Genomic DNA, 19918 nt, shown 5'->3' on the forward strand with positions numbered 1-19918 from the left:
AGATATAATAAACCCATAAAATTTTTGGAGGTTGTTTTATGTCTAAAGTTGCTATTGTTACCGGAGCTGGTCAAGGTATTGGTTTTGCCATCGCTAAGCGCTTGCACCAAGATGGATTTAAAATTGCTATCCTTGACTATAATGAAGAAACTGCTCAAGCGGCTGTTGAGCAATTGTCACCTGACACGGCACTTGCTGTTGTCGCAGATGTATCTAAGCAGGATCAAGTGGCAGCAGCTTTTGATAAGGTTGTTGAGCATTTTGGTGATCTGAATGTCGTTGTCAACAATGCGGGTGTTGCTCCGACAACGCCTCTGGATACTATCACACCAGAGCAATTCGAGCGGACCTTCGCAATCAACGTTGGAGGTGTTATCTGGGGCAGTCAAGCAGCTCAAAAAGTCTTTAAAACACTTGGTCACGGTGGTAAAATTATTAATGCGACCTCACAAGCAGGTGTTGTTGGTAACCCTAACCTAACGATTTATGGCGGAACAAAGTTTGCGGTACGTGGGATTACCCAAACTTTGGCGCGTGACTTGGCTGATGATGGTATTACAGTCAATGCTTATGCACCAGGCATCGTAAAAACACCGATGATGTACGATATTGCCCATGAAGTTGGTAAAAATGCTGGTAAAGATGACGAGTGGGGGATGCAGACCTTTGCCAAGGATATTACTCTCAAGCGTCTATCTGAACCAGAAGATGTAGCTAATGCTGTAGCCTTTCTCGCAGGTCCAGATTCTGACTATGTTACAGGTCAGACCATTATTGTTGATGGCGGTATGCAGTTCCACTAATTGATTAGTTCAAGAGAGTGGGATAAAAATCAGTAAACCGTGAGAAAAATCACGGTTTTGATTTTCCTTGCTCTCTTATTTTAAGGCTCAGGTCTCTGCCGCTTTCCTGTTTTTAGGTGGCAGGCTTTGGCAGTCTATCCCCAGACTGCCAAACTCCAGTAGAGCATTTTGACACTTGCTTTACAAGCTTTATTTCTCAATTAAAAAGGTCTACTAGACCTTTTTAACCCACCTCCGCATAGCTCAAAAGGTCTGGGAGACCTTTTGAGGTTGGAGATAAGATGAATCGTGTTCATCACATTAGATAACATCCAACAGTTCCCCAAACTGTTGGAGCTATCACTTAGGTGGGAATTAAACAGTCCAGTGGACTGTTTAAAGGGTCGCCTAAAGATAGGGAAGCGCCCCAAGATAAGGATCGCCAATCGGCAGTGGTTCATTGGTGCTAAAGCACCTAATGAACTGTGCAGGAGTAAGACTTCTTGGCATAGCCAACAAGTCTTACTCCCAACCGCTGCGTCGATCTGGTAAATCTAGGATAATGCTAACGGGTCTGGACTTTTGTCCCAGACTCTTTTTATATAATAGGGAAAAAGAGTTAGAAGTGAGGAATTACTTTGAATATTTTTGAAAAGTTAGCCCAAGGTGCTCTTCTGGTTGATGTGAGAAACGCAGAAGAGTACGAGCACAGTCATATTGCTGGAAGTCAGCTACGACCAGTGGACAGATTAAGCCGGTATGATTTTGGTGAGAGCGGCCAGACAATCTTGCTGTATTGTGGATCTGGTGCAAGAGCTGAACGAGCTAAGAATTACCTTGAAGGTCAAGGGTATACGCAGGTTATAAACTTAGGTAGTTTGGAACATTTGGCCAATTTAGGTATGGAGGTCATTGTTAAGGATTAAAGTCCAAGGTAGTGAAGTTGTCGTCACTGACCAGCCTTTCAGTTCGATTGGCATTTTGAAAGCCCAGTTTGTCATATCTAAACGGTCTGGGCCTTTTTATTTGGGCACTAGTTTTTAACTGATAGTTCCTTATCTAAGGGGCAGCACCTTTCACTGTTTTAAACTATGACTTTTGTCTCCAGTTTATTCGTGCTATAATGAAAGGGTTATGACACAAACGAATAAGGGACGAAAATATGCAGTTGTTGATTTGGAAGCGACTAGCGCTTCCGCAGCTGCCCAGATTATTCAGGTTGGTATTGTCATTATTGATCAGGGCCAAATTGTCCAGACCTATGAAACGGATGTCAATCCGCACGAACCTTTGAATGAGCATATTGTAGAGTTAACGGGAATTACTGACCAGCAGTTGTCTCAGGCACCAGATTTTTCGCAAGTGGCAGGGGATATTTACGAGCTAATTCAGGACTGTATCTTTGTCGCCCACAATGTTAAATTCGATGCCAACTTGTTGGCAGAGCAGCTTTTTTTAGAAGGCTATGAATTACGAACTCCGCGGGTGGACACAGTCGAGTTGACTCAAGTTTTTTATCCTACCCTAGAGCGCTATCGTTTGACGGACTTGGCCGATCATTTGAATCTAACTCTGGAACATGCTCATACTGCTCTGGCAGATGCCTATGCAACAGCACAGTTGTTTTTAGCCACCCAAGAGAAAATTGCTGGTTTACCGCGTTTAACTGTTGAGCGTATCTTAGATTTCGCTGATCACTTACTTTTTGAAACACGTTTAGCCATTGATGATGTTTTCTCAAGAATGTCTACCCATTTGTCAAGGGACTTTGTTGAAGTTCAAAATTTAGTCATACGTAGGGAGTCTCCCTTTCTGAAGGAAAGGCGTCTTTCTGCTGACTTTGCGACCAACTTGGCGTTGTTAGATTTAGAAGAGAGAAAAGAGCAGCTCGCCTTTGCTGATAAGATTAGTCAGCATTTTGAACAAGAAGGTCCTTTATTTATTCAAGCTCAGGCAGGTATCGGAAAGACTTATGGCTATTTGCTGCCCCTCTTAGCTAAAGGCACTGAGGAAAAACTGATTGTGACTGTACCGACAAAAATTTTACAGGATCAAATCATGTCGCAGGAAGGTAGGCAGCTGGCGCACGTCTTTCATATCAATATTCATAGCTTGAAAAGTCCGCAAAATTACATTAAGCTAGACAATTTTGATCGGAGTCTAGCCGAGGCAGACAGCAATCGGCTAGTTAACCGCTATAAAATGCAGCTTTTGGTTTGGTTGACGCAGACCCATACTGGGGATTTGGATGAAATCAAGCAGAAGCAGCGTTTTAAAGCCTATTTTGATCGCATTCAGCACGATGGTAAACTTAGTAAAAAATCCCCTTTTTGGAATGTTGATTTTTGGCTGCGTTCGTATAAGAGGGCTCAGACCTCACATGTTATTATTACAAACCATGCTTATTTTCTAACTCGTGTTGAAGATGACAAGGATTTTGTTAAAGATAAGATTTTAGTGATCGACGAAGCGCAAAAACTATTCTTGAATTTGGAGCAGTTTTCCCGTAGGCAAATCAATCTCAATACTGTGATGAAAAAATTGCATACCCTTCTGGAGCATCCTCATCCTCATGTCCAGCAGCGGCTTTTAGAAAGTTTGCAGTTTGAGCTGTCTAATTTAAATATTCAATTTTATCAAAATCACCGTACAGCTGTTGCCAAGCATCAGGTTGAAAAAATTAGACAGGATCTAGCGGAAATCGAAGCAGCTGAGCTAGCAGAACTCAAAAGTGCTTTCGCATCGGATTTTTCGGATTTCTGGCTCAGCCAAGATTGGTCGCAAGAGCACCGTCAGACCCTGCTTAATAGTGCTCGTCTTGATTTTGTGAACTTCAGGGATCTTTTGCCTCAGACCCTAAAAACCTATTTTGTATCGGCTACATTGGATATTAGTCGGCGGGTTTCTCTACCTAATTTGCTGGGATATGAAAAGTTTGACTTTGCTCGCATTTCCTATAAGCAGGAGGACAATCAAGCTATCTGGCTAGACACGACCATGCCCGATATTCCCAGCCTGTCTGCCCAAGATTATGCTCAGCTATTGGCTGATAGAATCACCGACCTAAAACAGCTTGGACAGCCCATATTAGTACTTTTCAATGCTAAAAAAGCCATGTTTGATGTATCAGAAATTCTTGATAATAAACATCTTCCCCATCTCTGCCAATATAAGAATGGCTTAGCTGCTAATATTAAGCGCCGTTTCGATAAGGGGGAGAGTAACGTTTTGCTGGGCACAGGCTCTTTCTGGGAAGGAGTTGATTTTGCCAATCAAGATAAACTGATTGAGGTCATTACCCGCTTACCTTTTGATAATCCACAAGACCCCTTTACAAAAAAACTTAATCGCCAGTTGACCTTAAACGGTCGTCATCCTTTTTATGATTACAGCCTACCGGTGACTATCTTGCGGCTCAAGCAGGCTATCGGCCGCAGTAAGCGCAGGCAGTCTCAGCGTTCAGCTGTCCTCATTTTAGATAGTCGAATTAAAACGAAGCACTATGGTTCTCTTATTGCTGATGCTTTGATGCAGCAGTTACCTTTAAAAGAGCAAAATTTTCAGGAAATATTGGCAGAAATGGCGCAATTTTTCAGAAATATTTGATATAATAAAGACTATCAATGTATAAAAGGGATGGTGGCATGAAAAGGCTGAAAATTAAGCATTTTTGGCGTTATTTGTTTGGTGTTTTAGGATTGCTGGTTTTAGTAGCGGTCGGTATCTTCTTTTTCTTTAAGGCAGCTCTAAAGCCCAATCAAGATGCTAGAAGTCAGGCGATTCAAACGGCTAAAGAATATGCGGACTTCGCTTCGGTTTCAGATTTTAACCAGTACAATGGCAGAGAAGTTTTTTACACTGTTTTTGGTAAGAACCAAGGTGGTGAGACCATTATGGTAACCATCAATAAGAAGCATCAGGGGCAGGTCTATGTCTACAGGGCCAATCAAGGCATTAAGGCTGAGCAAGCCCAAGACACTGCTAAAAAAGAAGGTGCCCGTAAGATCCAGAAAACCACTTTTGGTATGGCAGAAGGGGTTCCTATCTGGGAAGTTCGAGCCGACGGTGCTTACTATTTAGTAAATTTTGAAACAGGTGATCTGGTCAAGAAGGAGGGACTATGACCTATTTATCAAAGCGAGTATTAGAGATGAAAGAAAGCGTGACCCAAGCAGCTGGCGCTAAGGCTAAAGAACTGCAGGCGCAAGGAAAAAACATCCTGAGCCTGACCTTGGGAGAACCTGATTTCACTACACCAAAAAACATTCAGAATGCTGCTATTGAGGCAATTAAAAGCGGCCGAGCTTCCTTTTATACGCTGGCATCTGGTCTTCCGGAGTTAAAAGATGCCATCAACAGCTATATGAAACGTTTTTATGGCTATTCTGTTGAGCGCAATCAGATTGTCGCAGGAACTGGAGCTAAATATGTTCTATATGCTTTCTTTATGGCAGTTATCAATCCTGGGGATGAGGTCATTATTCCAGCACCTTACTGGGTGTCTTATGCCGATCAAATCGAAGCAGCGCAAGGACTTCCCGTCTTCGTACAAACGAAGGAAGAAAACAACTTTAAGGTAACTGTTGAACAGCTAGAGGCTGCTAGAACTGATAAAACCAAGGTTTTCCTGCTGAATTCTCCATCGAATCCTACAGGAATGATTTACACCGCAGAAGAATTGCGGACAATTGGTGATTGGGCTGTAGCGCATGATATTCTAATTCTATCGGATGATATTTATGGCCGCTTGGTCTATAATGGTGCAGAATTCACACCGATTTCAACCTTATCAGATACTATCCGTCAGCAAACCATCGTTATTAATGGAGTTGCTAAATCTTATGCTATGACGGGATGGCGTGTTGGATTTGCGGTTGGACAGGCTGATATTATTGCAGCTATGAGCAAGATTATTGGCCAAACCACTTCTAATTTAACAACAGTAGCCCAGTATGCTGCTATTGAAGCTTTCGCTGGCGATCAAACCAGCGTTGAAATCATGCGTCAGGCCTTTGAAGAGAGGTTAAATACGATCTATCCTCTTCTAGAAGAAATCCCAGGCTTTAAGACGGTAAAACCACAAGGTGCTTTCTACTTCTTTCCAAATGTTAAGGAAGCCATGAAGCTCAAGGGCTTTACGGATGTGACCGAGTTCACCACAGCAATTCTTGAAGATACAGGCGTTGCTTTAGTAACAGGAGCCGGATTTGGAGCCCCCGAAAATGTTCGACTCAGCTACGCTACCGATTTGGATACCCTCAAAGAGGCCGTTCAACGTATCAAGGCATTTATGGAGAAATAATTGGTAGCAGTCAGCAGGTAAGCTTGAAAGTGAGAGTTTAGAATATGGGGTTCTAGTATCTGTAAGTGCTACTATCCGGACCGCAAAGTAGCCTTTTTAATAATCCTGACGGATATAATTTAGGCTGTTTGCTAGAAAAACGAATAAATTAGAAAAGGGAAAAGAATTACATGTCAACAAAACGTGTTACGATCAGTCAAGTAAAAGACTATGTGGGTGAAGAAGTTACCATCGGCAGCTGGGTTGCCAATAAGTCTGGAAAGGGGAAAATTGCCTTCCTTCAATTGCGCGATGGCTCTGCCTTCTTCCAAGGGGTTGCCTTCAAACCTAACTTCATCGAAAAATATGGTGAAGAAGAAGGAACAGAAAAATTTAACACCATTCGTCATCTTAATCAGGAAACGTCTGTTTATGTGACCGGTATCGTTAAAGAAGATGAACGTTCAAAATTTGGCTATGAACTGGATATCACCGATGTTGAGATTATCGGTGAATCAAATGATTATCCAATCACACCAAAGGAACATGGGACAGACTTTTTGATGGATAACCGCCATCTTTGGCTGCGCTCGCGTAAACAAATGGCGATTATGCAAATTCGTAATGCCATCCTGATGGCCTCAACAGAATTCTTTGATAAGAATGGCTTTATCAAATTTGACAGCCCTATTCTTTCAGGAAATGCTGCCGAAAATACTACTGAACTTTTTGAGACGGATTACTTTGGTTCCCCTGCTTTCTTGAGCCAGTCAGGTCAGCTCTATCTTGAAGCGGGTGCTATGGCGCTTGGCCGTGTGTATGATTTTGGTCCTGTTTTCCGTGCTGAAAAGTCTAAAACGCGTCGCCATTTAACGGAATTCTGGATGATGGATGCAGAATATCCCTTCTTGAGTCATGATGAATCACTTGATTTGCAGGAAGCTTATGTCAAAGCTTTGATCCAGGGCGTCTTGGAGCGCGCACCACAAGCGCTTGAAATCTTGGATCGTGATGTTGAAGCTCTTAAACGCTATGTCACTGAGCCATTCAAACGCGTGTCTTACGATGATGCTATTGATTTACTTCAGGCTCATGAAAATGATGAAGGAGTGGATTACGACCATCTTGAGCATGGTGATGACTTTGGTTCTCCGCATGAAACATGGATTTCAAATTACTTTGGAGTCCCGACCTTTGTTGTCAATTATCCAGCAAGTTTCAAAGCTTTCTACATGAAGCCAGTTCCTGACAACCCAGAGCGTGTGCTCTGTGCGGACCTCCTAGCACCAGAAGGTTATGGTGAAATCATTGGCGGGTCCGAGCGTGAAACAGATTACGATAAACTTATGGCCAAGATTGAAGAAGAAGGACTTAATCCAGAAGATTACGACTTCTATCTTGACCTTCGTAAATACGGGTCAGTCCCTCACTGTGGGTTTGGACTTGGCTTAGAACGCATGGTAACTTTCGTCGCAGGTACTAAGCACATTCGTGAAGCCATCCCCTTCCCACGTATGTTGCACCGTATTAAACCTTAAGGTTATTATACTTACTGCTATCAATTATTCTCCCTCTAAAGTTAGAGTTCTAAACTCTGATTTTAGAGGGTTTTTATTTGGACTAAATGTTATAAAATTATGAAGCATTATGAAATTAGGGCTCTTTGTCAACTGTAGTGGGCGACTTATAGCTAAGCACGAGAGGAGACAAAGTTTGTCTTCTTTTTTAATATACGATGTTACTCATTCCATAGACTTCTAATAGAGCCTTGCTAAAACAGATATTTCTCCAATTTTATTTCGATGTCTAGTGTTTAAGGTATCCACGACTTAACGAGGCACCTCTGCTTTAGCACAAAGAAAAAGTAATGAAGATCTCTCTCCGTCGGAGATTTCTTCATTACTAATCTTAATATGTTTTTATCACCAAAATAATCTTTCAATTTTCATGATAGTGTCAGCAACGTCCGAAGGTTTTTCTTTTAAATCATTTTTTATCCAAGATGAGATTACGGTCTTAAAAGAAGAACAAAACACCTGAATAATAATATCATCAGAAACTTTTGTATGAGCTTTTATATTGTTTTTTAAAGTAGGGTTATTGCTTATGAGGTTTCTTATTAGCTCTTGAACTTTTTGGGAAAATTCCATGTGAGAGGCTTGAGAGATAGCTTTAAAGTGTTTAAAATCCAATTGAATCTCTTCTAGGGTTTCCACTATTTTTTCTCTTTTGGACAAATTACCTTTGGAAAGGATATTCCAGAATCTTTCCAATGTTTCTTCACCAATAGTATAGGCTAAATCATCTTTATCTAAAAAATGTTGATAAAAGGTGCCTCGACTGACATTTGCCCGTTTTGCAATTTCACCAATCGAAATTTTGAAGTAATCTTTCTCTAATAGTAAATCGATTAAGGCGTTTTTGAGATGTTTTACACTTTGTGTCTGTCTTATTTGACTCATTTTTCTTAATTTAACAACTTGTTCAATTTTGTCATGGCTATTTTTTACGTACTATTATATTCTTTTTTTATAAATTATCAATAAATTTCGGCATCCTTCTTGGAAATGCTTGTCTAGTATTTTATTGCGTAGTTTATTATTTTACATTTATTCTTTATTCAGAAAGGAGACATATTAAATGTCGAATATAAGAAAAATTATCGGTTTTATCGGTCTTATTCTGGCAATGTTTATGGGAGCTTTAGATGCTACGATTGTCAACATTGCCCTTCCTGATATCATGGACAATTTACACACAGGGCTGACTGACACCAGCTGGGTTGCTACAATTTATGTTTTAGCTATGTCAGCTTTTATTATTACAGCATCTAAACTGGCGGATATTTACGGTCGAAAGTTAGTCATGCTCATTGGAGTGATTGTATTTGGAGGCTTTTCATTTGCTTGTATGACCGCAAGCTCACTTTTCCCTCTTATTATTTATCGCTTTTTTCAAGGACTTGGAGGAGCGATTCTTACTCCTATTGTTTTGCCTATGGGGATTGAACTGTTTGGAAAAGAGAAAACAAGTCGCATTACTGCAGTTATAGGGGCTTTTGGAGCTATTGCAGCGGCAGGAGGACCTGTCATAGGAGGGATAATTATAAATTGGACCAGTTATCACTGGATTTTTGGTATTAATGTTCCGATAGCTGTTTTAGCCTTACTTTTTATTTTAATTGGAACACAGGAATCATACGACTCAAGTATAACTAAGAGTATTGATTGGCTAGGCGTGATTTTTCTAACGCTTGCACTAGGAGGATTGATTTTTGGTCTGTTAGAAGGCCGAGAATACGGTTGGACTTCTCAGGTAATCGTATCAAGTTTCATGCTGAGCTTGGTAGGATTAGTTCTTTTTATTCTTACTGAGAGAAAAGTCAAATCACCAATTATAGAGCTTTCCTTATTTCGAGAAAAAACATTTACGGCTTCCAGTATTGTCTATATGGTCTTTGGATTTGCCATTATCGTGCCTTCATTTGTAGTGAATTATTTTTTGCAAAATGTCCGCAACTACTCAGCATTGCACTCAGCTTATTTAATCGTTCCGGCTTCTCTGGCTATAGCAATAGGTATGCCCTTGGCAACAAAGATGTATCAAAAACTCAGTGCTAAGCTGTTAATTGGTATTGGAATAGCAGTTACGGCTGGCGGCTTATTCATGTTGGGATTTGTTGAACAGAACACTTCAAAAGGCATTATCGTTTGCTGTAATATTATTATTGGCCTTGGACTTGGTTTTATGGCGATGGCGCTTACTTCCTCAGTAAAATATCTGCCAGTTACCAAAACAGGGATCGGCTCAGGTATTGTCAACGCTTCAAGGTATATTGGACAGGCTTTAGGTATAGCTTTGCTTGTTACTATTTTAAACGGAAATATTAATACAGCAAAAGCTAATATTAAAGAAGAAGCTTATCATCAAATTGATCATCGTGTTCTATCAACAAAAGTAAAGAAAGTCGCACGTGAAGAAATAAGAAATACTTTTAAAACATCTAAAAATAGTACTAATACATCAAAGAAACAAAACACAATGGTTAAAAGAATCAAGCAAGCAGCGCAGGATAAAAGTAAATTGCCTAAGCCTAAAAAGGGTAGTGATTATCGTAAGCTTTATGATGCTAATGAGCTGATGGTTGCTGGTTCTGAAAAAATTGCTGGTGCTGTTCCACTTCCACAGTTGAAATCAAGCTTGTCCAGCCTGTCAATGGGGCAAAAGAAGATGAGTACGGCTATCCAACTATTGGCACAAAAGAAAGAGTTAACGGACTCCCTGAAAAATATTGTAAAATCTAAAAATGATGAATTGAGTCAAGCATTCGACCAAGTGTTCAATATTGGTGGTCTCATCGTTCTAGTATGCCTACCCCTTGTCTATATGACAGATAGAAAAGATAAACAATGTTGAACATGGCTCAACTTTATTATATCTGTTCTAGAAATAATGGTATTTATAAATTTGACTTTGGGGCTACTGACACTACGGGAATGTTAAGCTGATTGTCAGTTTGCAGTTCCTTTTAGGGTTTTTATTTGGACTTTCGTTTCAATTTTCTGAAAACTTTGCTATAATAAATGGTACAGCGATAAAGTGGTGTCTGGTCAGTCAGGCTAGCCTCTCTTTATGTTCATATTGTCACCGCCCAAAAATAGACGATGACCACCTAATTTTAGGAGGAAGCGTAATGACAACAAATGTAATGGCTAATTACAGCTATGGTGAAGACTGCTATAAGGAGATTCCTGAGGTACTAAAACCTTACGGTGTCAAAAGTGTGGTCCTCATTGGAGGAAAAAGAGCTTTGGGAGCCACAGAGTCAGAGGTTCGTGCCATTTTGGAAGCAGCTGATGTCGAGGTAAAGGGCAGTTTTGTTTACGGCAAGGATTCAACGCAAACTAATATTGATAAGTTAGTGGCGACTCCGGATGTCCAAAAGGCTGATGCTATCTTTGGTTTTGGTGGTGGTAAGGCACTCGATACAGCCAAGATGGTAGCAAAAGAGTTGGATAAACCGACCTTTACCTTTCCGACTATTTGTTCTAACTGTTCTGCTGGAACTGCTATTGCCGTAGTTTATAAGGATGATCACTCACTTTTGCGCTATGGCTATCCTGATTCCCCCTTGCATATCTTTATTAATACCAGAGTGATTGCTAATGCGCCTGAAAAATATTTCTGGGCTGGTATCGGTGATGGTATTTCAAAAGCACCTGAAGTCGAGCATGCTGTAGCAGAAGCTAAGAACAGGGGCCTAGTAGATCTTCCCCATACAGCTAGCTTGGGCCAAGCTGTGGCTCTGTCCTCTAAAGATGCTTTTTACCGCTACGGCGAGGCTGGTATGGAAGATGTCAAGCATAACCGACCTTCTAAAGCAATCGAAGAAATTGCACTAGATATTGTTGTTTCAACTGGTTATGCCTCCAACTTAGTTAATCAGCCAGATTTCTATTATAATTCTTGCCATGCCCATGCCTTTTATAATGGGACTACGGCAATCAAACGTTCAGGAGAATACCTACATGGAGTAGTCGTATCCTATGGTGTTTTGGTTCTGCATGCTTACTATCAAGAGCAAGAAGAGCTAGAACGTGTCGCTAGATTTAACAGGAGCTTGGGCTTGCCGATAACCTTGAAAGAATTGGGATTAACTGAGGATGATATTCCGAAAATTGTAGAAGTGGCAGTTACCACCAATGAATATAAAAATACACCATTTGATTCAGAACAATTTGCCCAAGCTATTCGTGAGGTAAATCAGCTAGGGCAGCACTTATCCAATAACTGATAATGTCTCTGTGCTCTTGGCGGATGATGCAAAAAAATAGCTTCTTTCTAGACACAAACGCCTTGGTCGAAGCTCCTATTTTGCTTGATCCGCGAACCCTTTCTGTATCTTAATATAAGGAGAAAACAACCATGAAAACTTTCCATACTGATAAAGCACCAGCAGCTATCGGCCCCTATGTACAGGCTAAGCAAGCAGGGGAGTTCCTGTTTGCTTCTGGTCAAGTACCCTTGTCACCAGAGACAGGAGAAGTTTTAGGGACGACCATTCGGGAACAGACCCAGCAGGTACTTAATAATATTAAAGCCATCTTGGCTGAGGCAGGTACTGATTTTGACCATGTAGTTAAGACCACTTGCTTCCTAAGTGACATGAATGATTTTGTGCCTTTTAACGAAGTTTATGCAACGGCCTTCAAAGAAGAATTCCCTGCGCGTTCAGCCGTCGAGGTTGCTCGTCTGCCTAAAGATGTCAAGGTTGAAATTGAAGTAATTGCTTACTTAAAGTAGGCGTAGATAACAAGAGATTGAGATGTCAAAAAGTGAGATCTCTTTTTCTTTTTTGGTTTGAATAATATTTTAACCTCGTTTCCGTCGTTAAGTTCGGGGGCTTTATAAGTGAGGGCTTTGAAGTACAAGTATAACTCAATCTGTCCTTCCAGACTTGGGCCCCTTTGTTAACTGTTTATTTTAACTTTGTTCAGAGCTTTTTGCCATTTTAAAAAGAGGCTGGACAAGAGTAGTATAGTATAAGTATGACTACTGCTATTTGGGGGCATTTTAAGCGTCTTACTGCTTATAAGAGCCCTCCTCTATTTTGGCTGCTTGGTTATTTATGCTATAATATGGAATAGAAAGAAGGTCTCTATATGCCAGAAGATGAGCTTATCTTTGACGCTCTAAATCATCAACCCTATCGCCTTACCGAAGGGGTCTTTTTATCGGAAATTGATCACCGCTTAAAAAATTTATTGAAACGTGACCATCCACATTTAGAGGATACGGCTTTTATCAGTAATAAAGATTTGCTGCATTATCGGCTCCTCTTTCTCAACCAGACTATCGAGCGGGCACAGGTTAAGAATGATTACATTCGTGAGACAGTCTACGATGTGACTAAAAATAAAGATTATGAAACCTTGGATGTTCAGGAAGTGTTGGATCGTAAGGTTACATTCGGTCAGAGAATAGCTGACGATGTCGCACGTTTTGGCGGTTCCTGGACCTTTATTATCAGTTTTATTCTCTTTATGGGGATTTGGATGGCTCTGAACATTTACAAGCCCTTAGGTATTCAATTTGATGCCTACCCCTTTATTTTATTAAATCTGGCCTTATCTACTTTGGCAGCTATTCAGGCTCCTTTGATTATGATGAGTCAGAATCGAGCATCTGACTATGACCGCCTGCAAGCCAAGAACGACTTTAATGTTAATAAGAAATCAGAAGAGGGGATCCGTCTTTTACACACTAAGCTGGATCACCTTGTCCAGCAGGACCAATCTGATTTGCTAGAGGTGCAAAAACTGCAGACAGAGATGCTAGCTTCCATAACTCAGCAGCTAGATGATTTACAAGCAACCAGCTATGAGCTGAAAGACCAGCTGGAGAGGAGTAAAAATGATGACGAATCCTATTAATCTTGTTATAGTAACCGGCATGAGCGGTGCAGGAAAGACCGTTGCTATCCAATCGTTTGAAGATATGGGCTACTTTACGATTGACAATATGCCTCCGGCTTTAGTACCTAAATTTATGGAGCTTGTAAGCCAAAGTGAAGAAAATGACAAGGTAGCTCTTGTTGTTGACATGCGCAGCCGCTTGTTTTTTAAGGAACTTAATTCAATTTTAGATGACTTGGATAAAAATCAGAATATCCAGTTTAAAATTCTTTTTTTGGACGCTACAGATGGCGAGCTGGTTGCTCGCTACAAAGAAACCCGCCGCAGCCATCCCCTTGCAGCCGCTGGTCGGGTAATGGATGGGATTAAGCTGGAAAGGGAACTCTTGGCTCCTTTAAAAAGCATGAGTCAAAATGTCGTGGACACGACAGAGTTGACACCGCGTCAGCTACGTAGAACAATTGCTGAGCAGTTCTCCTCAGAGAATGATGCGGCTCCTTTTCGAATTGAGGTCATGAGTTTTGGTTTTAAATATGGTTTACCTCTTGATGCTGACCTAGTCTTTGATGTTCGTTTCTTACCGAATCCTTATTATATTCCTGAACTGCGCAATCATACTGGTTTAGATCAGGAAGTGGTTTCTTATGTGATGAGCCATGATGAATCTGAGAACTTCTACCGTCACTTGTTGGCCCTTATCAATCCGATTTTACCGGGCTATCAGAAAGAGGGAAAATCTGTTTTGACGATTGCCATCGGTTGTACAGGCGGTCAACATCGCAGTGTGGCTTTTTCCCATCGACTAGCTGAAGAGTTGAAGAAAGGTTGGACAGTTAATGAAAGTCATCGTGATAAGGATCGGCGCAAGGAAACGGTGAATCGCTCATGAGAAAACCCAAGATAACCGTTATTGGCGGTGGGACCGGGATTCCTGTTCTGCTCAAAAGTCTTAGACATGAAAATGTTGATATTACCGCTATTGTAACAGTGGCAGATGATGGCGGTTCCTCAGGTGAATTACGTTCTGCTATGCAACTAACACCACCGGGGGATCTGCGCAATGTCCTAGTCGCTATGAGTGACATGCCTAAATTTTATGAGAAAATTTTCCAGTATCGTTTTAATGACGATGATGGTGCGCTTTCCGGTCACCCTTTGGGCAATTTAATCATTGCAGGTATTTCTGAAATGCAGGGTTCAACTTACCATGCTATGCAAATTCTCAGTAAATTCTTCCATACGACAGGGAAAATCTACCCAGCCAGTGAGGATGCTTTAACCCTTCATGCTGTCTTTCAAGATGGCCATGAAGTTGTAGGAGAGTCCAGCATTGCGGACTATGATGGTATGATAGATCATGTTTTTGTGACTAATACTTACAATGCTAAGCAACCCAGGGCCAGCCGTAAGGTGGTTGAAACCATTTTGGACAGTGACATGATTGTCCTAGGACCGGGGTCGCTTTTTACCTCAATCTTGCCCAACCTTGTTATCCCTGAGATTAGGGAGGCGCTTCTTGAAACTCCGGCTGAAGTTGCTTATGTCTGCAATATCATGACCCAGTACGGAGAAACTGAACGCTTTACAGATGCGGATCATGTAGCTGTACTCAATCGACATCTAGGTGCTGATGTTATTGATACTGTTCTTGTCAATGTTGAGCTGGTGCCAAAAGATTATATGGATACCAATAAATTTGATGAGTATTTGGTACAGGTAGAACATGATTTTGTTGGTTTGCAAAAATTAGTTAAGCGGGTCATTTCTTCTAACTTCCTGCGATTAGAAAATGGCGGAGCCTTCCACCATGGTGAGTTAGTCGTGGAGGAACTGATGCGCTTGACAAAAAGGAGAAAACGATGAGTTTTACGACTCAAGTTAAAGAAGAAGTGCTAGCCTTAAGAGATACTGATCGCAGTCAGTTATCTGCAATCATTAAGATGTCAGGAAGTTTGGGACTGACAGGCAAGGGACTGACGCTGTCAATTCTAACAGAGAATGCAAAGATTGCCCGTCATATTTACTCCTTATTGGAAAGTCTCTACGCCAGTCAACCCGATATTCGCTACCATCAAAAGACTAATCTAAAGAAAAACCGGGTTTATACCGTTTTTGTAGATCAAGATGTCGAAACAATTCTCTCCGACCTTCAGCTAGCAGATTCTTTTTTTGGGATTGAAACTGGTATTGAGCAGCGTGTGCTGGAAAACGATGAGGCAGGGCGAATCTATCTTCGCGGTGCTTTCCTAGCTAGTGGCTCTATTCGTGATCCGGAGTCGGGAAAGTATCAGCTGGAAATTTTTTCTGTTTATCAGGATCATGCTGAAGATTTAGCTCAATTGATGCGCAAATTTATGTTAGATGCTAAGGTGATTGATCATAAAAACGGTTCGGTGACCTACCTACAAAAAGCCGAGGATATCATGGATTTCTTACTTGTCATCGGTGCAGTGGCTGCTAAGGCTACTTTCGAAGAAGTAAAAGTCATGCGTGAAGCACGCAATGATCTCAACCGCACGACTAATGCAGAAACAGCTAATATCACCCGAACGGTCACAGCTAGCATGAAAACCATCAATAATATTATCAAAATTATGGATACTGCTGGCTTAGATATCCTACCAGCAGAATTACAACAAGTTGCCCAAATTCGTGTCGATCACCCAGAGTATTCTATCCAACAAATTGCTGATAATTTAGAGTTCCCCCTAACTAAAAGTGGCGTCAATCACCGTTTGCGAAAAATTAATAAAATCGCGGATGAACTTTAGTGCATAAGCTTAAGTAAGGCTCAATATAGATTCGCTCTTTTTCCATTACTTGCTAAGTATATCAAGGAAAGCAAATAAAAATATTTTCTACATCGGTAGTCAAAAAAGGCTATCGGTTTATTTTTAATTTTTTAATAAAATGCCTTGCACTTACAGGAAAATATGATATACTTAACCAGTAAACAATTTAATTAACTGGTTAAGGAAAGGAAACCAAAATGAAAAAAAAGCAAACCATCATTTTTGGAAGTTTGTTTGTGCTTATTTGTGCCATCATTGGAGGGATTTGGTTCAATAAGTCCCAAGAACGAACCAATGGGAAGATCAAAGTTGTAGCCACCTTTTATCCTATGTATGAATTTACCAAGGAAGTAGTGGGAGATCAAGGTGAAGTCAAGCTCTTGATAAAGGCTGGAACGGAGCCACATGATTTTGAGCCCTCAACCAAGGATGTGGCCGCCATGCAGGAAGCAGATGCTCTGGTTTATGACAACGAAAATATGGAAACCTGGGTTCCTAAAATTAAAAAGTCAATTGGCAAGGATAAGACAACCTTTATTAAGGCAACAGGCGATATGCTTTTACTAGCTGGAGACGAAGGCGAGCATGATCATGAAGGATCTGAGGCGGGTCATCATCATGAGTATGACCCTCATGTCTGGTTATCTCCTCACCGTAGTATTAAACTAGTAGAGAATATCCGCGACAGTTTATCTAAAAAATTTCCAAATAAGGCTAATACCTTTAAAAAAAATGCTGCCACTTATATTAAGAAGTTAGAAAAACTGGATAAAGAGTATAGTAATGCGCTCTCTTCAGCTCGACAAACTAGTTTTGTTACCCAGCATGCCGCTTTTAATTATCTAGCCTTAGATTATGGGCTTAACCAGATCCATATCAATGGATTCTCAGCTGAAAGCGATCCTTCAGCCCAGCATTTAGCTGAACTGAGTCAGCAAGTAAAAGATTACGGTATCAAGTATGTCTATTTTGAAGAAAATGCATCATCAGCTGTTTCTGACACTTTGGCCAAAGAAGCTGGTGTTCAGACCCTTGTTTTAAACCCTGTTGAAAGTCTGACGCAAAAAGAACTAGATAAGGGCGAAAATTATATTTCAATCATGCGCAGGAACCTTACTAATCTCCGTAAAACAACAGATAGTCAGGGACAGGAGGTGCCGGCTAAGGAACCTGAAAAAACTGTACAAAAAGGCTATTTTAAGGATGCTGATGTGACCAATCGTAAATTGTCCGACTGGTCGGGCAACTGGCAGTCTGTCTATCCTTATCTCACAGATGGAACCTTGGATCAAGTCTGGGACTACAAGGCTAAGCTTAATAAGGATATGACCGCTAAGGAATATAAGGATTATTATAGCAAGGGATATAAGACAGATGTTACAGCGATCCTTATAAAAGGGGATAAAAATCAGGTAAGCTTTACGAAAAATGGCAAAAAGTATACGTATACCTATAAGTATGCAGGCTATAAAATATTGACCTATGAAAAGGGGAACCGTGGTGTCCGCTATCTCTTTGAAGCAACCGATAGTAAAGCTGGAGAATTTAAATACATTCAGTTTAGCGATCATAATATATCAAAGATTAAGAGCAGTCATTTCCATCTATTTTGGGGAGCTAGTAGCCAAGAAGCCATTCTTAAAGAAATGGATAATTGGCCAACCTACTATCCTAAAGACATGACAGGACATGAAATTGCACAAGATCTTGTTGTTCACACCTAAGCTATACATAAAAAACTGAGCTGGAAATATTTTCAGCTCAGTTTTTTTCTAGACAGAGAAAAACAGCTCATTGGAGCTGTTTTTCAATCTTATTTGAGGCCGTATTTCGTATTGAGAGGATTGAATTGTTGTATACTGTTTTGAAGATATCGGTGCTTAAAAGGATATTTGCTGAAATTTTTAAGATATAATTGTAAGTAATTTGTTCTAATGTGTGAAGATTTGGGGGGATTTTTTAGGCTGTAGTTATGAATATAATTTAAAGAATATCAGGTGAGCTTGGTATTCTTTTTTTGTATTTATTTTAATATCTGTTATTTTATATGCTATAATGTTTTTGTCATCTTTCAACTTTCGTTGGGAAACGAAAGGGGGTGATGAAAATGCGACAACTTTTTGACGTCTTACTTACGATCGTAGTAAATGTGGTTAGTCATCTCATTTACAAATGGCTAGATCGTGAGGACAACAGAGATGATTAGTCTAACTAACCCTGTTAATCCGAAAGGAACATAAAAAAAACACCTCATCTACGGCCATAGATGGGGTGTTTGGGTGTCAATGCGACAACTTTTTGTACCTAAAGTATATATTTTTATTTTGTATTTGTCAATTTTTGTCTATAAAGTAATAAAAAAAGTAGACTTATTTTATAAACCATTACCCAAGTATTGACAATGCCATACTAAAATCATACAATAATAGTGTAATAAGATATAAAGAGGTATGGATATGGCTACTACTAAGTTGTTTCAGAAGCGAGTTGATAAAAAATTGTATGATGATGTTGCCGCACTGTATAATGATTTGGGCACGAGTGTTGGAGAGGCCTTTATCATGTTTTTGAAAAAATCACAAAGTGTAGGTGGACTGCCATTTGAATTAAAAAAGGAATCAAATAGTATGACAGATCAGGAATTAGAAGATTTAATCTTGACAAAACTTGATAAAAGAAAGATTGATTTTACTAATCCTGATGATGTTGCGGAATTTTTTGATGAAGAATTTCCGGAATATGAGGTGAGCAATGGTTGATGATGTGCAGCGTTATGATATTTTGATTGCTCGGATACCTTTTGATGATGGGACAGGCTCAAAAGTTCGTCCAGGAATGCTTGTCAAATTTAATGATGAAACCTTAAAGGTTTTAAAGGTGACGTCTCAATTTGATAGGAAGTCAGCTGATATTCAAGATAAATATTTTGAAATTATTGATTGGTTTAAAGCTGGTTTGAAAAGACCATCTTGGATTGATACGGTCAGGTATTATGAAATTGGTAATGGTCATAATTTTACTATTTTGGGACACTTAACTGATAGAGATATTGAACGCTTTAAGGCTTTTATATTGGAAAGATTGGGCTAAGGAGGCATTTATATGAAAAAAATATTTGGATTAGTGATGTTAGCAGTGGCAGCGGTAGTCTTGGTAGCCTGTTCACAAAAGGATAGTTTGGATGGAGATTATTATTGGATATATCCTGAAGCTGGGGGTAGGAATGAAAAGGTTGTAACAATTAAAGGTGATAGTGGAAAAATTGAGATTGATGGTAGTGAGTACTCTATTACGTCCATTGATCGAGAGAAAAAACAAATGACTGTTTCTATGAGTGGTAAAGAGTTTGTTTTTCCCTATACTTTGAGTGAATCAGGAGAATTAAAGATTAGCATTAAAGCTTATGGTCCTGAACATAAAGAGACTTATTATAAAAAAGGGAGTAAATCATATAATAAGGTGGTGAAAAAACAAAAAGCAGCAAATCAGAAAGAAAAATAAACGGCTAGATAATTTCTAGTCGTTTCAGACCGAAGACAAACTTCTTTTTGGGAGTTTGTCTTTTTTTAAAAATTCTCTAGAAAAATATGGCCTGAGGTGACAATAACTAAGGTATTTACTTGAATTTGGTCAAAATAAAAAGGCCTT

General features: G+C 40.0%; 18 protein-coding genes. 17 read left to right on the plus strand and 1 reads right to left on the minus strand.

Features of this window, described 5'->3' with window-relative positions; translation table 11 throughout:
• The first annotated feature begins 38 nt into the window (after window positions 1-38).
• The 6 genes from AC4HAL_RS04970 to asnS all read left to right on the plus strand — a co-directional run bounded on the left by AC4HAL_RS04970 (window position 39) and on the right by asnS (window position 7601).
• Window positions 39-803, plus strand: a complete 765-nt coding sequence (locus AC4HAL_RS04970; protein WP_447452010.1) for a (S)-acetoin forming diacetyl reductase — start codon at window positions 39-41, stop codon at window positions 801-803.
• Window positions 804-1420: 617 nt separating this feature from the next.
• Complete coding sequence (locus tag AC4HAL_RS04975) at window positions 1421-1708, plus strand: rhodanese-like domain-containing protein (RefSeq protein WP_491093249.1); 288 nt, start codon at window positions 1421-1423, stop codon at window positions 1706-1708.
• 208 nt (window positions 1709-1916) lie between these two features.
• A complete protein-coding gene (locus AC4HAL_RS04980; RefSeq protein WP_491093250.1) occupies window positions 1917-4388 on the plus strand; it encodes a bifunctional DnaQ family exonuclease/ATP-dependent helicase in 2472 nt (823 codons plus the stop codon).
• A 38-nt stretch (window positions 4389-4426) separates the two neighbouring features.
• Entirely contained in the window at window positions 4427-4906 is a 480-nt protein-coding gene (locus AC4HAL_RS04985; protein WP_491093251.1) for a cell wall elongation regulator TseB-like domain-containing protein, read from the plus strand.
• Window positions 4903-6084, plus strand: coding sequence for a pyridoxal phosphate-dependent aminotransferase (locus AC4HAL_RS04990; protein ID WP_491093252.1), 1182 nt, complete (start codon window positions 4903-4905; stop codon window positions 6082-6084). The genes AC4HAL_RS04985 and AC4HAL_RS04990 overlap by 4 nt, the downstream gene beginning before the upstream one ends.
• Before the next feature lie 170 nt (window positions 6085-6254).
• Complete coding sequence (asnS, locus tag AC4HAL_RS04995) at window positions 6255-7601, plus strand: asparagine--tRNA ligase (protein ID WP_447452014.1); 1347 nt, start codon at window positions 6255-6257, stop codon at window positions 7599-7601.
• 384 nt (window positions 7602-7985) lie between these two features.
• On the opposite strand, the gene AC4HAL_RS05000 is transcribed toward asnS, so the two are convergent.
• Window positions 7986-8525, minus strand: coding sequence for a TetR/AcrR family transcriptional regulator (locus AC4HAL_RS05000; RefSeq protein WP_491093253.1), 540 nt, complete (start codon window positions 8523-8525; stop codon window positions 7986-7988).
• A gap of 178 nt (window positions 8526-8703) precedes the next feature.
• Here AC4HAL_RS05000 and AC4HAL_RS05005 point away from each other — a divergent pair, with 178 nt between their 5' ends.
• From AC4HAL_RS05005 to AC4HAL_RS05055, 11 genes are all read left to right on the plus strand, one after another.
• Entirely contained in the window at window positions 8704-10479 is a 1776-nt protein-coding gene (locus AC4HAL_RS05005; protein WP_491093254.1) for a DHA2 family efflux MFS transporter permease subunit, read from the plus strand.
• Window positions 10480-10756: 277 nt separating this feature from the next.
• Window positions 10757-11857, plus strand: a complete 1101-nt coding sequence (locus AC4HAL_RS05010; protein WP_491093255.1) for an iron-containing alcohol dehydrogenase family protein — start codon at window positions 10757-10759, stop codon at window positions 11855-11857.
• A gap of 131 nt (window positions 11858-11988) precedes the next feature.
• The gene (locus AC4HAL_RS05015) at window positions 11989-12366 is read left to right on the plus strand and encodes a RidA family protein (RefSeq protein WP_447452026.1); all 378 of its coding nucleotides are present in this window, start codon (window positions 11989-11991) and stop codon (window positions 12364-12366) included.
• 359 nt (window positions 12367-12725) lie between these two features.
• Window positions 12726-13496, plus strand: a complete 771-nt coding sequence (locus AC4HAL_RS05020) for a DUF1003 domain-containing protein (RefSeq protein WP_491093256.1) — start codon at window positions 12726-12728, stop codon at window positions 13494-13496.
• Window positions 13480-14367 (plus strand): RNase adapter RapZ, encoded by an 888-nt coding sequence (gene rapZ, locus AC4HAL_RS05025; RefSeq protein ID WP_491093262.1) that lies wholly within the window; start codon window positions 13480-13482, stop codon window positions 14365-14367. The genes AC4HAL_RS05020 and rapZ overlap by 17 nt, the downstream gene beginning before the upstream one ends.
• Window positions 14364-15341 (plus strand): YvcK family protein, encoded by a 978-nt coding sequence (locus tag AC4HAL_RS05030; protein WP_491093257.1) that lies wholly within the window; start codon window positions 14364-14366, stop codon window positions 15339-15341. The genes rapZ and AC4HAL_RS05030 overlap by 4 nt, the downstream gene beginning before the upstream one ends.
• Window positions 15338-16249: a DNA-binding protein WhiA gene (gene whiA, locus AC4HAL_RS05035; protein WP_491093258.1), complete on the plus strand. Its 912-nt coding sequence runs from the start codon at window positions 15338-15340 to the stop codon at window positions 16247-16249. The genes AC4HAL_RS05030 and whiA overlap by 4 nt, the downstream gene beginning before the upstream one ends.
• 218 nt (window positions 16250-16467) lie before the next feature.
• Window positions 16468-17994 (plus strand): zinc ABC transporter substrate-binding protein AdcA, encoded by a 1527-nt coding sequence (locus AC4HAL_RS05040; RefSeq protein WP_491093259.1) that lies wholly within the window; start codon window positions 16468-16470, stop codon window positions 17992-17994.
• A 732-nt stretch (window positions 17995-18726) separates the two neighbouring features.
• Window positions 18727-19029, plus strand: coding sequence for a type II toxin-antitoxin system RelB/DinJ family antitoxin (locus AC4HAL_RS05045; RefSeq protein ID WP_491093264.1), 303 nt, complete (start codon window positions 18727-18729; stop codon window positions 19027-19029).
• Window positions 19022-19360 carry a hypothetical protein gene (locus AC4HAL_RS05050; protein WP_491093260.1) on the plus strand — a complete coding sequence of 113 codons (339 nt, stop codon included), beginning with the start codon at window positions 19022-19024 and terminating at the stop codon, window positions 19358-19360. The genes AC4HAL_RS05045 and AC4HAL_RS05050 overlap by 8 nt, the downstream gene beginning before the upstream one ends.
• 12 nt (window positions 19361-19372) lie before the next feature.
• Entirely contained in the window at window positions 19373-19771 is a 399-nt protein-coding gene (locus AC4HAL_RS05055; RefSeq protein ID WP_491093261.1) for a hypothetical protein, read from the plus strand.
• Window positions 19772-19918 lie beyond the last annotated feature (147 nt).

It is taken from the genome of Streptococcus sp. ELY_125, from assembly GCF_058314535.1.